This is a genomic window from Streptomyces sp. NPDC026301, from assembly GCF_055567935.1.
In genome coordinates, this window is record NZ_JBVHPN010000014.1 from 170,548 (window position 1) to 187,222 (window position 16,675).

Below are 16,675 nucleotides of genomic sequence, written 5' to 3' on the forward strand. Positions count from 1 at the left end.
ACGTAACCCATGACCAGCACCGCACCCTGGTGGCGCGACGCCGTCATCTACCAGGTCTACATCCGCAGCTTCGCCGACGGGAACGGCGACGGCATCGGTGACATCGCCGGCATCCGCTCGCGGCTGCCGTACCTGAAGTCGCTCGGCGTGGACGCCATTTGGATCAACCCGTGGTACAAGTCGCCGCAGGCCGACCACGGTTATGACGTGGCCGACTTCCGGGAGATCGACCCGCGGTTCGGCACCGTGGCCGAGGCCGAGGCACTCATTGAAGAGGCCCACCGCAACGGCATCCGCGTCATCCCCGACATCGTGCCCAACCACGTCTCCGACCAGCACGCGTGGTTCCAGGCAGCGCTGGCCGCCGGACAGGGCAGCCCCGAGCGGGAGCGCTTCATCTTCCGGTCCGGCCGCGGCGCTGACGGCGCCGAGCCGCCCAACAACTGGAAGTCCTGCTTCGGCGGCTCTGCCTGGACCCGGCTGCCCGACGGGCAGTGGTACCTGCATCTGTTCGCCCCGGAGCAGCCGGACCTCAACTGGGAACACCCGGAAGTGCGCGCGGAGTTCGAGGACATCCTGCGGTTCTGGTTCGGCCGCGGCGTCGACGGATTCCGCATCGATGTGGCACACGGGCTGATCAAGCACCCCGAGCTGCCCGACCTGCCGTCCCGCGAGGACCCGAACGCGCTGGCCCCGCACGGCGGACTCGACCACCCCCACTGGGACCGCGACGAGGTGCACGAGGTCTTCCGCGCATGGCGCCGCGTGGCCGACGAATTCCCCGGCGACCGGAAGTTCGTCGCCGAAGCCTGGACGCACGCCCCCGACCGCCTCGCCAACTACGTACGCCCTGACGGCCTGCACACGGCGTTCAACTTCGACTTCCTGATGACCCCCTGGGACGCCAAGGAACTGCGCGAGGTCATCGACACCTCGCTCGCCACCCTCGGTTCGGTCGGCGCGCCGGCCACCTGGGTGCTCTCCAACCACGATGTGGTCCGCCACCCCAGCCGGTTCGGCCGCAAGGTGGTGAAGAAGTGGGTCGCCAACGAGGTCTACCGGCCCGAAGGCCCGCTCGACTTTGAACTCGGCACCCGCAGGGCCCGCGCGGCCGCCCTCCTGATGCTCTCCCTCCCCGGCGGCGCGTACATCTACCAGGGCGAGGAACTGGGCCTGCCCGAGGTCGAGGACCTGCCGGAGAACGTGCTCCAGGACCCGTGCTGGGAGCGCTCCGGCCACACCGACCGGGGCCGGGACGGCTGCCGCGTGCCGATCCCGTGGGCGGGCGAGCACGCGCCGTACGGCTTCAGCCCGGAGGGCGCGGCGGGCGCGCCCTGGCTGCCGCAGCCCCCGGAGTGGGGCGAGCTGAGCGTCGCCGCACAAGAGGGCGACGAGGACTCCATGCTGGCGCTCTACCGCCGCGCCCTGCGCCTGCGCCGCGACCACCCGGCGCTCGGCGACGGAACGCTGACCTGGCTCGACGCGCCGGACGGCGTGCTCGCCCTGCGTCGCGAGCCGGGCTTCCTCTGCGTGGTCAACCTCTCGGCCGAGCCGTACACCCTGCCCGCGCACGAGACCGTACTGCTGGCCAGCGGCCCGCTCGCGGACGGCCGGCTGGCGCCGGACCAGGCCGTCTGGCTCGCCCTGTGACCGCCCGGCCTACGGAAGGAGTAATCGGCATGGAGTACCGCACCCTCGGCCCCAGCGGCTGCGGCGTCTCGGCGCTGGCGCTGGGCACCATGACGTTCGGCCACGAGACCGACGAGGCGGGCGCACACGCCCAGCTGGACCGGTTCGTCGAAGCCGGCGGCACCCTCGTGGACACCGCCGACGTCTACACCGCCGGCGCGTCCGAAGAGATCATCGGGCGCTGGCTCGCCGCACGCCCCGCCGACGTCACCGACCGCGTCGTCCTCGCCACCAAGGGCCGCTTCCCCATGGCCGAGGATCCGAACGGCGCCGGGCTCTCCCGCCGCCACCTGCACCGCGCGCTGGACGCCTCGCTGCGCCGGCTCGGCGTCGAGACGGTCGACCTGTACCAGGTGCACGCCTGGGACCCGCTCACGCCCATCGAGGAGACGCTCCGCTTCCTCGACGACGCGGTGCGCCAGGGCAAGATCCACTACATCGGGCTGTCCAACTTCACCGGCTGGCAGCTCCAGAAGACCGTCGACATCGCCGACTTCCGGGGGCTGGCCCGCCCGGTCACCCTCCAGCCGCAGTACAGCCTGCTCTCCCGCGAGATCGAATGGGAGATCACCCCGGCCTGCGCCTCCGAAGGGCTCGGGCTGCTCCCGTGGAGCCCGCTCGGCGGCGGCTGGCTGACCGGCAAGTACCGCCGGGACGCCCGGCCCGCCGGCGCCACCCGGCTCGGCGAGAACCCGGAGCGCGGCGTCGAGGCGTACGACCGGCGCGGCCGCGTCGAGCGCACCTGGGCCGTCGTCGACGAGGTGCGCGCGGTGGCCGAGGAGCGCGGCGTCTCCATGGCGCAGGTCGCCCTCGCCTGGGTACGCGACCGCCCGGCCGTCACCTCGGTGATCCTCGGCGCGCGGACCGTTGAACAATTGGACGACAACCTCGCGGCGGCCGGCCTGCGGCTGTCGGACGAGGAACGGGACCGGCTGGACAAGGTGAGCGACCCGGGTGCCGCCGACTACCCGTACGGCGGCCCCGGCCAGGAGCAGCGCAGCCGGAAGGTGGCCGGCGGGCGCTGAGGGCGGACACGGCACGGCGGCCGGCGGGCCCGGAAGGACCCGCCGGCCGCCGCGTCCCGTCTAGCGGTCCGACCTGCGGATGTCGACGTCCGTCGCGCGGACGTAGCCGACCCGGTGGCCGACCTGGATCTCGTAGTACGCGTCCTTGCCGCGCACCACCGCGTGCTTGCTCGTGTCGAACGTCGGCGCGTAGAAGTACTCGCCGAGCGTCCGGCCGCCGACCGTGTAGCGCTGGCCGGCCTTGAGGGCGTACGGGAGCGGCGAGACCGCCTGGACCGGGACGCCGGCCGGGTAGGCGGCCTTCTCCGGGTAGGCCCGCCCGTAGACCGGGATCTCCGTCCGGCCCGCCTTCGGGACGGCCACCCAGCCCCTGGCGTGCACCGCCGTCGGCTCCGCGCCGGGGTTGTGGAACCACGCCTTCTGGCCGAGGTACCAGATCGCCGTCCAGTCGCCCTTCCGGTCCGCGACCGCGAACTGCTGGCCGGTGCTGGCACGAGCGCCGGTGTCGTTCACCCCCGCGGTGGAGTCACCGCCACCCGGGTGCAGCCCCTCGTCCTTGATCAGCGGGGCGTCCTCGCTGGGCGCGGAGTACAGGCGTACAGCGCCCGAGCCGTGCGCGGCGCACGGCTGGCCCGCCTTCTCGCAGCCCGTGTACGCAGGCTGGTTCTCGTCGTACTCCGGGCGGATGGTGACCAGGCCGCCGTGCGGCCCCGCGGTCGGCGCCAGCGGCCTGCCCAGCAGGTCGAAGTAGTGGTCCCAGTCCCAGTACGGGCCCGGGTCGGTGTGCATGCCCTTGATCGAGGCGGTGGTCGTCCCCGGCACGTTGTCGTGCCCGAGGATGTGCTGCCGGTCCACCGGGATGTCGTACTTGCGCGTCAGATACCGCACCAGGCGCGCGGAGGTGCGGTACATCGCCTCCGTGTACCAGGCGTCCGGCGCGACCAGGAAGCCCTCGTGCTCCAGGCCGATGGAGCGGGAGTTGATGTACCAGTTGCCCGCGTGCCAGCCGACGTCCTTGGTCGGGACGTGCTGGGCGATCAGCCCGTCGGAGGACCGGAGGCTGTAGTGCCAGGACACGTACGTCGGGTCCTGCACCAGCTTCAGGGTCGTCTCCCACGTCGCTTCCGTGTCATGGATGACGAGGTAGTCGACGGACTGGTCCTGGGGGCGGTCCGCCAGGTCGTGGTTGCCGTAGTCGTCGTCGCCGAGCTCCTGGTACGGAGCGGGCACCGACTCGCACGCCACCTCCGGCGGGCACTCGGTCTCCCCGGACTCCGCCTTGCGCAGGCCCAGTACGCGGGTCTGGGCGCGGTCGGGGGTCAGGCCCGGGGACTTGGCGAGGGTGACGCGCTGGCCCGCGTCGGTCGTCCGGGACGCGCCGCCGCGCAGCACGTCGTACACCTGGTCGGCGAAGACGGTGGCGCTCTTCGCCTCGCTCGCGCCCGAGTAACGGGCCACCGCCGCATACCAGTCGGCGGGGTCGGCGCTCGTCTTCAGGCCGAGCCGGCGCTGCTGGTCGGCGAGGAGGGCGGCGCCGCCGCTGATGTTCGCCGCGGCGTTCTCGCGCAGCTCGCGCGCGGACAGGCCGGTGAGCGCCGCGGCCTTCGGCAGGGTCCGCAGCCGCGCCGGCAACTGCGAGGTCTTCGGCAGCTTCGCCTCTGAGGTCTTGCGAGGGCGCGCGTCGTCGCCGCGGGCGTCCTCGGTGCCCTCGCTGTGGTGCGGCGCCTCCCGGGCGAGCGCGGTCCGCGCGTCGGTGAGGTGCATCGGGCCGTACCCGCCGGACACGCTGGGCGCGCCCTGGTGCCCGTCCCAGCGGGACTCCAGGTAGGCGACGCCCAGCAGCACGCTCTGCGGCACGTCGTACCGGGCGGACGCGTCGGCGAAGGCACGCTGGAGGGAACCGGTGTCCGAGCCCGCGGTGGCGGTGGGCGCGGCCGAGACCAGTGGCAGAAGGAGGGCGGCCACCGCGACAGCGGTACCGGCCCTCCTCGTCGTCCTGCGGGGGGTTCGGGGGGCGTCGCGTCTGGCGACGCCGACAGGGGCGGATCCTCGCAATGCAGCCTCCTCGGGCCGGCCCGTACCGGGCGGTGTGGCGGATGGTGCGCCGTTGGGCGTGCGGGAACCTGTCAAGAGGTATCGGTTCACCGACGATCCGTCAATCACCCCGCGACCGGCCGATTTCGCAGGTCGGCGCGGGGCCGGAGAAGTTTTCGCGCACCGGGCTCCGGGCCTGGGACGCGTCAGTGGAATGGACCAATGCCGGAGGGAACGCCGGGCCGTGCACCGTCTCGGAATCCGCACCGCCACAGGGGTGCTCGGGGGTGATGCCCCGGAGCGCGCCACCGTACGCCACCCTGCCGCGGCGGAGCGCGTACAGGAGAGCGGCGCCGCACATACAGGAGCGGCGCGCTCCTCCGTGGAGCGCGCAGAGAAGAGCGGCGCGCCCCAGTACAGGCGCGCCGCTCCCTTTCCCCCCGTCGGCGGATCAGCGGGTGCCGACCGCCGCCCGTACCGCACGCCGCGCCATCTGGGCGTCGTCGTGCAGCCGCCGCAGCAGCAGGCGCTGTTCCTCGCCCGCCGCGGGCGCCCCCGGCTGTCCCTGACCGGTGGGACCGGGCGGCACTTCATCCCGCATGGTCCGCTGTACCGCGGTCTCGTAGCGCCGGATCTCCCGGGTCAGCACCAGCATCAGATTGACCAGGAAGGAGTCCCGGGCGGCGGGGCCCGCGGCCTGCGCGAGCTGACTGATCTGGCGGCGGGCGACCGGCGCGTCCCCCAGCACCGACCACAGGGTCGCCAGGTCGTAGCCCGGCAAGTACCAGCCGGCGTGCTCCCAGTCCAGCAGCACCGGGCCGGCCGGCGAGAGCAGGACGTTGTTCAGCAGCGCGTCGCCGTGGCAGAACTGGCCGGGGGAGTGCGCGATGCCGTGCATCAGCTTCTGCAGGTCGCCCAGGTCCCGGTCGGTCAGCAGGCCGAGATCGTGGTACCGCCCGATGCGGTTCGCGTAGTCCAGGGGGGCGTCGAACATCCCGGCCGGCGGGCGCCAGAGGTTGATCCGGCAGATCGCCCCGAGCGCGGCCCGGACGTCCGCACGCGGCGGCGCCTCCGTGGGATGCCGCTGCACGGCCGCGACCCGGCCGGGCATGCGTTCGACGACCAGCGTGCAGTCGTCAGGGTCCGCGGCGACCAACCTCGGCACGCGCACCGGCGGACGGTGGCGTACGAAGGCGCGATACGCAGCTATTTCGTGCCGGAACCGCTCGACCCAGGCCGGCGAGTGGTCCAGTAAACACTTCGCCACCGCGGTCGAGCGCCCGGTCGTGCCGACGAGAAGGACGGATTTCCCGCCCCGCCGCAGTACCTGGACGGGGTTGAACTCCGGACAGATGCGCTGCACCGAGGCGACCGCCGCGCGCAACTGCGCGCCCTGGGGGCCGGACAAATCGAGTCTCCCGCTGAGCGGTTGTGGTGCTGCTCCCTGGGGGCGCCGGAGGCGGCCGCCCGGAGGCCCGGCGGCCATTCCCGAGGAGTGAGCGGGATCGAGGTACGGACCGCTGCCCGTGGGCTGCGGGCGGTACGGCCGGGTCGGGGCGGTCGCGGCGGACGATGCTGCGTACATGGGTGGATGAGGTCCCTTCGTGCGCCGACGAGTGGCGTTGCGCCACCGGCCCGGTGAGGGTTGCGACACCCTGGGGAATGCGTTTCCGCCACCGGGCCGGGGGCTGCGTCTCTACAGAACACGCGACTACGGGTGGCAGACCATCTGGCGCACCCTGGCGAACCCTGGCGAATGCTCGCCCGGCACATGACGGCCGGTTACTGTCAACTCAGTCGAGGAACCTGGGGGCTTGACGTGAACAGGGAGCCGAACACCCGTCTCGCGGACCTTTTCCAGCTCGCCGGCTGGTCGAAGGGCGAGCTGGCGAGGTTGGTCAACCGGCAGGCGGCGGCCATGGGCCACCCGCAGCTGGCGACCGACACGTCCCGAGTCCGGCGCTGGATCGACATGGGGGAGACCCCGCGCGATCCGGTGCCGAAGGTCCTGGCATCCCTGTTCACCGAGCGCCTCGGCCGTGTCGTAACCACCGAGGACCTCGGCTTCGCACGCTCAGGGCGCGCGGGGAAGCGGCAGGGCGCCGATGGCCTGCCGTGGCCGCCCGACCGTACGGCTGCGGTCCTCACGGAATTCACGGGAATGGACCTCATGCTCAACCGACGCGGCTTGGTGGGCGCGGGCGCGGCGCTCGCCGCCGGCTCCGCGCTCAGCAGCGCCATGTACGACTGGTTGCACGCCGACCCGGCCCTGGCAGCCGACGCACCCCGTACCGACAACCCTCTCGGCCCCCATACCCTCGACCAGACCGGCCTGGACCGCTATGAAGCGGCTCCCGTGGGCTCCCAGGAGATCGACGCGCTGGAGCGCTCGGTGGAGGTCTTCCGCGCCTGGGACGCGGCCCGCGGCGGCGGGCTGCAGCGCAAGGCCGTGGTGGGCCAGCTCAACGAGGTGGGCGGAATGCTCGCCTACCGCCATCCCGAACACCTCCAGCGGCGGCTGTGGGGCGTGGCGGCCAACCTCGCCGTCCTGGCCGGCTGGATGTCCCACGACGTGGGCCTGGAGCCCACGGCGCAGAAGTACTTCGTCATCGCCGCGCACGCGGCCCGTGAGGGCGGCGACCGCCCCCGGGCCGGGGAGGCGCTGTCCCGGGCGGCGCGCCAGATGGTCCACCTGGGCCGCCCGGACGACGCCCTGGACCTGATGAACCTCGCCCACTCAGGCTCCGGCGACGAGACCCTGCCGCGCACGCGTGCGATGCTGCACACGATCGAGGCGTGGGCGCAGGCGTCGAAGGGCCACGGGCAGGCGATGCGGCGCACTCTCGGCGAGGCCGAGGAGCTGTTCGTCTCGGACAAGCGGGACGTGCCGCCGCCCAGTTGGATGCAGAGCTTCGACGAGGCCGACCTGCACGGGATGCAGGCACTGGCGTACCGCACGCTCGCCGAGCACGACCCCAAAGCCGCCAAGCTCGCCCAGGGGCACGCGCGGCAGGCGCTGGCGCTGCGCAGGGACGGTTACCAGCGCTCGCAGATCTTCGACTATCTGTCGCTGGCCTCCGCCCTGTTCATCGCCAACGATCCCGAACAGGCGGATCGGTACGCGCGGCTGGCACTGGTGTCGATCGGGGAGAACTCCTCGCACCGCACCTGGGACCGGCTGCGCGAGATGTACCGCCTGACGGGGCAGTACGCCGACTACGCCAAGGTCCAGGACCTGCGCGAGGAGATCAGGCTCGCCCTGCCGAAGCAGAAGAAGCCGAAGGACCGCAACGGGCAGGTCTGAGCGACCTCCGTACCACCGCGGGAGATGCTGCCCCCAGGACCTCGGGGCGGTTTCCGGCGGTACCGTCAGCCCCCGTCGGGGCTCTTCATCGTCCCTCTTCACCGACCTGCGCGATCAACACGCAGGCATCGTCCTCTCGTTCGGCGTTGCCGAACTCCTCGACGACGGCTCGGACGCTGTCCTGCGCGCTCCGCGCCGCGGCGAACCGGGGGGCGAGGGCGAGCAGCCGCTCCGCGCCTTCGTGCGTGCTGTCCGCGTCGGGCGTACGGCGCCGGGGCACCAGCCCGTCGGTGTACAGCACGAGCAGGTCGCCCGGCTGCAACTGCACGCTGCGCTGCGTGTACACGGCCCCGGAGGTCGCGCCCAGCAGCACGCCCTCCGGCGGCTGCAGCGCCTGCCCCTGCCCGTCCCGGAACAGCAGCGGGGCGGGGTGCCCGGCCTGCGCCCAGTCCAGCCTGCGGGTGGCCGGGTCGAAGCGGCAGCACACCGCGCTGCCCAGGGCGGGCTGCGCGGAGGCGTCCAGGAGCTGGTTGAGGTAGCCCATCAGCGGGCCCGGCTCCTGGCCCGAGACGGCCATGCCGCGCAGCGCGCCGAGCAGCATCGCCATGCCCGACGTGGCGGTCACGCCGTGCCCGGTGAGGTCGCCGGCGCTCAGCAGCGTGCGCCCGTCGGGCAGCTGCAGCGCGTCGTACCAGTCGCCGCCGATGAGGGCGCTGGAGCCGGAAGGGAGGTAACGGGCGGCGAGGTCCAGGGCGACCGGGCCGCCGTGCGGGAACCGCAGGGAGCCGCGCCACGGCGGCAGCACGGCTTCCTGCAGCTCGACCGCAAGCCGGTGTTCGGTCTGTGCGATGTGCCGTTGACGCTGCAGCGAGTCACGGGTCTCGCGCACCGCCCTCTGGCTGCGTCGCAGCTCGCTGACGTCGCGCAGCACGGCCCACATGCAGGCCGTGCTGCCGTCGGCGTCGAGCACCGGCTCGCCCACCATGTGCACCGTGCGCACGCTCGCGTCGGCGCGCACGATGCGGAATTCGCCGTCGATCGGCTTGCCGTCCACCAGGCAGTCCGTGACCATCGCGGTCACCAGCGGCTGGTCGTCGGAGAAGATCAGGGAGGGCAGCTCGTCCAGGGTGAGCGGCCCGTCGGCGGGCTCCCGGCCGAAGATGCCGAACAGCTCTTCGGACCAGCTGGCCTCGTCGGTGAGGAGGTTCCACTCCGCGCTGCCCACGCGGGTCAGCAGCGAGCCGCGGGCGTGCGCCTCGGGGTCGGGCCCTGCCGGGGCCGCGGGACGCGGCAGGGGCTCGTCCGGGCCGTCCACGGGCCCGGTCGGCAGTCCCTCTCTGAGCTGGTCCAGATGTCCGCCGAGGTCGTCGAGGTGGTGGACCGCGAGGTCGTACAGGGCACGCTGCCAGCGCAGCCGGGCGTCCTCGTCCGGGTGACCTTCGGCGGCGGCCTCGCGGCGCACGGCGTCCAGGCCACCGCGGAGCCGGCGGGCCTGCGAGATGAGTGCGTCGACCGCGCCGCGCTCGGGCGGCTGGGCGGGATGATGGTCCGCGAAGAGATGGGACGGCATGACGTACTCCGATATCAGGCGGCGCGCGGCCATGTCTGTGGCCTCGTCGGCCATGTCTGTGGCCTCGTCGGCCATGTCTGATGGAAGGGCCGGTAACGACTGTTGCACAGGCTGCGACCGCGCGTAAGGGATTTGGCATGACCCGATACGGTGGTGCGCATGGCATATGCCCCCGGCTGCGCCTTGGCAACCCGCCCGGACGCTGCGGAATCCGTCGCTCCGGGCTAGGCTTCGGCCGCCGTACGGCAGTCGTTCCGCCGATCCACCCTGGGGAACGACGCATACGGCCCGCGGACACCGGCAAGAATGCCCGTCAGCGGAAATCCCGTTGCCAGCCAGTCCCCCGCACCGGATGCTGACCTCATGTTCGATCCAGACATAGCGCCCAGTGGCACCCTGCTCGGCCTCCTCCAGCGAGGCCGCGGCGACGGGACCCTGCATGCCTTGGCGGCGCCCCGGGCCGAGGCCCTGGCCGCCCTCAACGACAGTGTGCTGAGCGACCCCCGGCGCGACTGGCAGCTGGAGAACCGCTCGCTGTACTACGCACGCCTCTACATGCAGCTCGACGGCGGCCTCGAAGAGATCGAACGGCACCTCTTCCACCCCGACGACCGCACCGACACCCGCGAGGAGCGCACCGGCCTCGCGCTCTCCGTCCTGGGCCACCTCGCCTCCTACGGGCGCGACGCCGCGCTGCTCCTGTTGCGCAGCTACGCCGCGGTCGGCGGCAACTGGCGCTGGGCCCTGGACGAGCTCGCCCTGCGCGACGACGACGAGGGCCTGGCCTCCCTGGCGCCCGCCGTCCTGGCCCGGTTCCCCGAGACCCCCGAGGGCGAGGCCGAGCTGGCCGCTGCCGTACGGGACGCCTTCGAGCCCCGCCCCTGGCGGCTGTGGGCCGAGGACGCCCGGTACGGCGCCCGGGTGCGCGCCGCCGGCGAGCAGGGCTGCTTCGACCGCTGGCAGCGCCAGCTCACGCCGAGCGGCCCGCGCCCCGGCTGGAGCGTCCGTGAGGTCCTGCAGTGGGCCGAGGACGGCCGTGCCGAGCGGCCCGCCGAGTGGCGGACCGGCGCGGCGGCGCGCTGCCTGGCCGCGGTGGCCGGGCCCGAGGACCGCCCCGAGCTGCTGGCGGCCGCCCGCAGTGGTCCGGACGCCGCCCGCGCCGCTGCCCTGCGCCACCTCGCCGAGCGGGGTGACCCCGAGGCGCTCGACCTGATCGAGGCCGCGGCCTGCGACCCGCTCGCCTGCCCGGAGCTCGTCGAGGCGGCGACCGGCGCGTTCTGCCGTATGCGCTCCGTGGCGGCCGTCGGACGCGCCCGCGTGTGGGCCCGCCGCCCGGACCGGCTGGGCGCCGTGGCCGCCGCGCTGCTGGCCCGCCGCGGCGGCACTCGGGACGCCGACACGGTGCTCGCCGTGCTCCGCAGGACCGTGCAGGCCGAGGGCCCGGACGCGGCCGGCCTGTGGGAGCTGGCCGACGGCGTCGGACGGCTCGGCGTCGAGTGCGCCGCGCCCGTACTGCGCCACATCTACCGCGAAACCTCCTCCTCCCATCTGCGCGGCCGGGCCGCCGCCGCGCTGGCCGCCACCGATCCCGGCTTCGCGGCGGGCTTCGCCGTCGAGTGCCTGTGGGACTGCGAGGAGACCACCCGGGAGCTCGCCGCCCGTACGGCCGCTACCGGCGACGCCCGCGTCGTCGAACAGCTCCGTCGGCTCGCCGCCGACCCGGCCGAGGAGACCGAGGTCCAGACCGCCGTACGGGGCCGGATCGGCCCGGACGCGGCCGAGGTCTGACGGAGGCGCTGCGCTACGGGGGCCGGGCGCCGCCCTACGGGGGACCGGGATGCCGCCCCACGGGGCCCGTGGTCCGCTCTCCTCCCTTGTCTCCTCCATGTGGCGCGTCGTCGCTCTCCGTACGGCGCGCTGCCGACCCTCGTGCGGACGTGACCGACCACCCCACGGAGTACGCGGCCGTGGACGTCCCTACGGGACAGGGCCCAGGCGATGCGGGCAGAGGCAGGCCCGACTGCCCAAGGCCTCACGGGGTCCCGACGACAGAACGCTCATGGGACGTTCCCCCGCTGGAAAGATCCCCGTGGCCCGGTCCACGCACGGCCCGCCGACAACACGGGTATGCGTGTCGCCATCGTCACCGAATCCTTCCCGCCCGACGTCAACGGCGTCGCGCACTGCACCCTGGAAACCGCCCGGCACCTGGTGCGGCGCGGCCACGAACCGCTGGTCGTCGCCCCGGCGACGGCACAGGACCCGGCGGCCGGGCGGACCCCGCCGTGTCCCGTGGTCCGGGTGCCCTCGCTGCCGCTGCCCGGCTATCCGCAGGTACGGGTCGCGCTGCCGGGCCGCCGGCTGGCCGCCGCGCTCGCCGCGCACCGGCCCGACGTCGTCCACCTCGCGAGCCCCTTCGTGCTCGGCGTGCGCGGCATGGCGGCCGCGTCCCGGCTGGGCGTGCCGGCCGTCGCCGTGTACCAGACCGACCTGGGCCGCTACGCCCGCACGTACCTGGGCGCCGGCACGGGGGCGGCCTGGCGGCGGCTGCGCGCCGTGCACACCGCGGCGGACCGCACCCTCGCCCCCTCCACCGCCGCCGCCCGGGAGCTGGCCGCACAGGGCGTGCCCCGGGTGCGCCTGTGGCCGCGCGGGGTGGACTCCATGCGCTTCCACCCGGCCCGCCGCGACGAGGTGCTGCACAGCTCGCTGGCCGCCGGGCGCGAGGTGCTGATCGGATACATCGGGCGGCTCGCCCCGGAGAAGGAGGTCGGGCTGCTCCGGGAGGCGGCGCGGCTCCCGGGGGTGCGGACCGTGGTGATCGGTGACGGGCCGAGCGCCCCGGGGCTGCGCGCGGCGCTCCCCGAGGCGCGCTTCCTCGGCCGCCGTACCGGGGACGAACTGGCCCGGCTCTTCGCCACCCTGGATGTCTTTGTGCACACCGGGCCGTACGAGACCTTCGGCCAGACCGTGCAGGAGGCGATGGCCAGCGGGGTGCCGGTGGTGGCGCCCGCGGCGGGCGGCCCGCTGGACCTGGTGGCCCATGGGCGCACCGGACTGCTCGTACCACCCGGTGACGCCGCCGCGGTACGGGACGCGGTGCAGGTGCTCGCCGGCAGTCCGAAGCTGCGCGCCGCCTACGGGGCGGCGGGCCGGGCGGCGGTCGCGGACCGCACCTGGGAGGCGGTCGGCGACCGGCTGCTGGCGCACTACGAGGACGTACTGGGACAACGGGAGGCGGTGGCGGCGTGAGCGGCGTGAGCGGCATGAGGCGCGACGGTACGGAGCACAGCGGTACAGCGCGCACGGGGACGGCGCGCCACCGGGACACGGGTGCGGCCCGCCGCCGCGCCGAGCACTTCGGCCGGCACACCGCGGTCCACGCCTTCCGCACGGCCCACGCCGCCGCCCCGCTCGCCGGTCCGTTGTCACAATGGCCGCATGACGGGACGCTGGGAGTTCTGGATCGACCGGGGCGGGACCTTCACCGATGTGGTGGCGCGGCGGCCGGACGGCGCGCTGGTCACCCGGAAGCTGCTCTCGCACCACCCCGAGCGGTACGACGACGCGGCCGTCGCCGGGGTCCGTGAGGTGCTGGGGCTGGGTCCCGGGGAGCCGGTCCCGGCCGAGCGGGTGGCCGTCGTCAAGATGGGCACCACCGTGGCCACCAACGCCCTCCTGGAGCGCAAGGGCGAGCCCACCGTGCTCGTCACCACGCGCGGCTTCAGAGACGCGCTGCGCATCGCGTACCAGAACCGGCCCCGGCTCTTCGACCGGCACATCGTGCTGCCGGACGCGCTGTACGACCGGGTGATCGAGGTACCGGAGCGGGTGGACGCGCACGGGGAGACGGTCACGCCCCTCGACGCGGACGCGGCCCGGGAAGCGCTGGCCGCCGCGTACGAAGCGGGCTTCCGCAGCGCCGCCGTCGTGCTGCTGCACGGCTACCGCCACCCCGCCCACGAGAAGCAGCTCGCCGAGCTGGCGACGGACGCGGGATTCACGCAGGTCAGCTGCTCGCACGAGGTGAGCCCGCTGATGAAGCTCGTACCGCGCGGTGACACCACCGTGGTGGACGCCTACCTGTCGCCGATCCTGCGGCGCTACGTGGAGGAGGTCGCCGCGCAACTCCCCGGTATCCGGCTGATGTTCATGCAGTCCAATGGAGGGCTGCGGCAGGCGGAGCACTTCAGGGGGAAGGACGCGGTGCTCTCCGGGCCGGCCGGTGGCGTCGTGGGCATGGTCCGCTCCGCCGCCGAGGCCGGGCACGACAAGGTGATCGGCTTCGACATGGGCGGCACGTCCACCGATGTGTCGCACTATGCGGGCGAGTTCGAGCGCGTCTTCGGCAGCGAGGTCGCGGGCGTACGGATGCGCGCGCCCATGATGAACATCCACACGGTCGCGGCAGGCGGCGGCTCCGTCCTGCACTTCGACGGCCGCCGCTACCGGGTGGGACCCGACTCCGCGGGCGCCGTCCCAGGGCCCGCCTGTTACCGCCGCGGCGGCCCGCTCACCGTCACCGACGCCAACGTCATGCTCGGCCGCATCCAGCCCGCGCACTTCCCCGCGGTGTTCGGGCCGCACGGTGACCAGCCGCTGGACCCGGAGGAGGTGCGTGCGCGCTTCGAAGCGCTCGCGCGGGAGGCGGAGCGGGCGGTGGGCGACCGGCGCGGCCCGGAGGAGGCCGCCGCCGGGTTCCTGGACATCGCCGTGCTGAACATGGCCAACGCGGTCAAGAAGATCTCCGTGCAGCGCGGCCACGACGTCACCCGGTACGCGCTCACCAGCTTCGGCGGCGCGGGCGGCCAGCACGCCTGCGCGGTCGCCGACGCGCTCGGCATCGGTACCGTGATCGTGCCGCCGCTGGCCGGCGTGCTCTCCGCGTACGGGATCGGGGTCGCCGACGCCACCGCGATGCGCGAGCAGTCCATCGAGACCGAGCTGACGGCCGACACCATGGACCGCGTCCGCGCGACCTGTGACGACCTCGCGGCGCGCACCCGTGAGGAGCTTCGCGCCGACGGCGTGCCCGAGGAGAGCATCACCACCCGGGCCCGCGTCGTCCTCCGGTACGCGGGCACCGACGCGGGCATCCCCGTGCCGCTGGCCGGCGCGGACGACATGGCCGCCGAGTTCGCGCGCGTCCACCGTGCCCGGTACGCCTTCACCATGGACAAGCCGCTGATCGCCGAGGCGGCCTCCGTGGAGGCCGTCGGCGCGGCCGGCGGCACTTCCGGGCACCGCAGCCTCGCCGCCGAGCGGGAGGGCGAGCTGTGGCCGCTGGACACGGTACGGATGTTCGTCGCGGGGAGGCGCCAGGAGACCCGGCTGTACCGCCGGGAGGACCTGCGGCCCGGTGACGCCGTGACCGGGCCAGCGATCGTCGTCGAGGACGACGCGACGACCGTCGTGGACCCCGGCTGGCAGGCGGCCGCCGGCGACCACGGGCACCTGCTGCTCACCCGGGTCGAGGCGCGTCCGGAGCGCACGGCCGTCGGTACCGCCGCCGACCCGGTCATGCTGGAGGTCTTCAACAGCCTCTTCATGGCCATCGCCGAGCAGATGGGCGTACGGCTCGAACACACCGCGCACTCCGTGAACATCAAGGAGCGGCTGGACTTCTCCTGCGCGCTCTTCGACGCCGCCGGCAATCTGATCGCCAACGCGCCGCACATCCCCGTCCACCTGGGCTCGATGGGCGAGTCCATCAAGGAAGTGCTGCGCCGCCGCCGGGACGACATGCGCCCCGGCGACGTGTACGCGATCAACGATCCGTACCACGGAGGAACGCACCTCCCCGATGTCACGGTCGTCACCCCGGTCTTCGACGAGCAGGAAGAAGAGCTGCTCTTCCTGGTGGCCTCCCGCGGCCACCACGCCGAGATCGGCGGCATCACGCCCGGCTCCATGCCCGCCTTCAGCCGCACGATCCAGGAGGAGGGCGTCCTCTTCGACAACTGGCTGCTCGTACGGGACGGCCGGCTGCGCGAAGAGGAGACGCGACGGCTGCTCACCGAAGAGCCGTACCCCTCGCGCTCCCCGGACGCCAACATCGCCGACCTCCGGGCGCAGATCGCCGCCAACGAGAAGGGCATCAGGGAACTGCACAAGATGATCGGGCAGTTCGGTCTCGAGGTGGTGCGCGCCTACATGGGCCACGTGCAGGACAACGCCGAGGAGTCGGTGCGCCGGATCATCGCCGGGCTCGCCGACGGCTCCTTCCGGTACGAGACCGACAGCGGCGCGGAGATCCGGGTCGCGCTGACCGTGGACCGGGAGGCGCGCTCCGCGGTGCTCGACTTCGCCGGTACCTCGCCCCAGCAGCCCGATAACGCCAACGCGCCCAGCTCCGTGGTGATGGCCGCCGTCCTGTACGTCTTCCGCACCCTGGTCGCCGAGGACATCCCGCTCAACAGCGGCTGCCTGAAGCCCTTGGAGGTGCGCATCCCGGAGGGCTCGATGCTCGCGCCGGTCTTCCCGGCCGCCACCGTCGCCGGGAACGTGGAGACCTCCCAGGCGGTCACCGGCGCGCTCTACGGGGCGCTGGGCGTCCAGGCCGAGGGGGCGGGCACGATGAACAACGTCACCTTCGGGAACGACCGCGTGCAGTACTACGAGACGGTCGCCAGCGGCTCGGGCGCGGGCGACGGCTTCCACGGCGCCGACGCCGTGCAGACCCACATGACCAATTCCCGCCTCACCGACCCTGAAGTGCTGGAGTGGCGCTACCCGGTACGGGTGGAGGACTTCTCTGTACGGGAGGGCAGCGGCGGCCCAGGTCGGTGGCACGGCGGCTGCGGCGTCACCCGCCGGATCCGCTTCCTGGAGCCGATGACGGTGGCGCTGCTGACGGGGCACCGCAGGGTGCCGCCGTACGGCATGGCGGGCGGCGGGCCGGGCGCACCGGGCGAGAACCGCGTGGAGCGCGCGGAGGGCGGCACGGAGCGGCTGGAGGGGTGCGACGTGGCCGAGGTGGGCGCGGACGACGTGCTGGTGCTCCGCACGCCGGGCGGGGGCGGATACGGGCCGCCACGGCGCTCGTAGCCGCGC

Annotated in this window: 9 protein-coding genes; 6 read left to right on the forward strand and 3 right to left on the reverse strand. The window is 73.6% G+C overall.

Going from position 1 to position 16,675, the window contains the following annotated elements:
- Positions 1-9 precede the first annotated feature (9 nt).
- Positions 10-1,650: a glycoside hydrolase family 13 protein gene (locus tag ACZ4MH_RS24775; protein ID WP_351600589.1), complete on the forward strand. Its 1,641-nt coding sequence runs from the start codon at positions 10-12 to the stop codon at positions 1,648-1,650.
- Positions 1,651-1,679: 29 nt separating this feature from the next.
- Entirely contained in the window at positions 1,680-2,714 is a 1,035-nt protein-coding gene (locus ACZ4MH_RS24780) for an aldo/keto reductase (protein ID WP_351600588.1), read from the forward strand.
- Positions 2,715-2,774: 60 nt separating this feature from the next.
- Here the strand turns inward: ACZ4MH_RS24780 and ACZ4MH_RS24785 are convergent, their stop codons facing one another.
- Positions 2,775-4,769 (reverse strand): N-acetylmuramoyl-L-alanine amidase, encoded by a 1,995-nt coding sequence (locus tag ACZ4MH_RS24785; RefSeq protein ID WP_467754688.1) that lies wholly within the window; start codon positions 4,767-4,769, stop codon positions 2,775-2,777.
- A 430-nt stretch (positions 4,770-5,199) separates the two neighbouring features.
- The gene (locus ACZ4MH_RS24790; protein ID WP_351600585.1) at positions 5,200-6,333 is read right to left on the reverse strand and encodes an aminoglycoside phosphotransferase family protein; all 1,134 of its coding nucleotides are present in this window, start codon (positions 6,331-6,333) and stop codon (positions 5,200-5,202) included.
- Between the two features lie 234 nt (positions 6,334-6,567).
- Between ACZ4MH_RS24790 and ACZ4MH_RS24795 the strand changes: the two genes are divergently transcribed.
- Complete coding sequence (locus ACZ4MH_RS24795; RefSeq protein WP_467754689.1) at positions 6,568-8,052, forward strand: DNA-binding protein NsdB; 1,485 nt, start codon at positions 6,568-6,570, stop codon at positions 8,050-8,052.
- Positions 8,053-8,137: 85 nt separating this feature from the next.
- Here the strand turns inward: ACZ4MH_RS24795 and ACZ4MH_RS24800 are convergent, their stop codons facing one another.
- Positions 8,138-9,622: a PP2C family protein-serine/threonine phosphatase gene (locus ACZ4MH_RS24800; protein WP_351600595.1), complete on the reverse strand. Its 1,485-nt coding sequence runs from the start codon at positions 9,620-9,622 to the stop codon at positions 8,138-8,140.
- Between the two features lie 363 nt (positions 9,623-9,985).
- Between ACZ4MH_RS24800 and ACZ4MH_RS24805 the strand changes: the two genes are divergently transcribed.
- The 3 genes from ACZ4MH_RS24805 to ACZ4MH_RS24815 all read left to right on the forward strand — a co-directional run bounded on the left by ACZ4MH_RS24805 (position 9,986) and on the right by ACZ4MH_RS24815 (position 16,669).
- Positions 9,986-11,410, forward strand: a complete 1,425-nt coding sequence (locus tag ACZ4MH_RS24805) for a HEAT repeat domain-containing protein (RefSeq protein WP_467754690.1) — start codon at positions 9,986-9,988, stop codon at positions 11,408-11,410.
- A 339-nt stretch (positions 11,411-11,749) separates the two neighbouring features.
- Positions 11,750-12,874, forward strand: a complete 1,125-nt coding sequence (locus ACZ4MH_RS24810) for a glycosyltransferase family 4 protein (protein ID WP_467754691.1) — start codon at positions 11,750-11,752, stop codon at positions 12,872-12,874.
- Positions 12,875-13,063: 189 nt separating this feature from the next.
- Positions 13,064-16,669 carry a hydantoinase B/oxoprolinase family protein gene (locus ACZ4MH_RS24815; RefSeq protein ID WP_351599841.1) on the forward strand — a complete coding sequence of 1,202 codons (3,606 nt, stop codon included), beginning with the start codon at positions 13,064-13,066 and terminating at the stop codon, positions 16,667-16,669.
- The last annotated feature ends 6 nt before the right edge of the window (positions 16,670-16,675 follow it).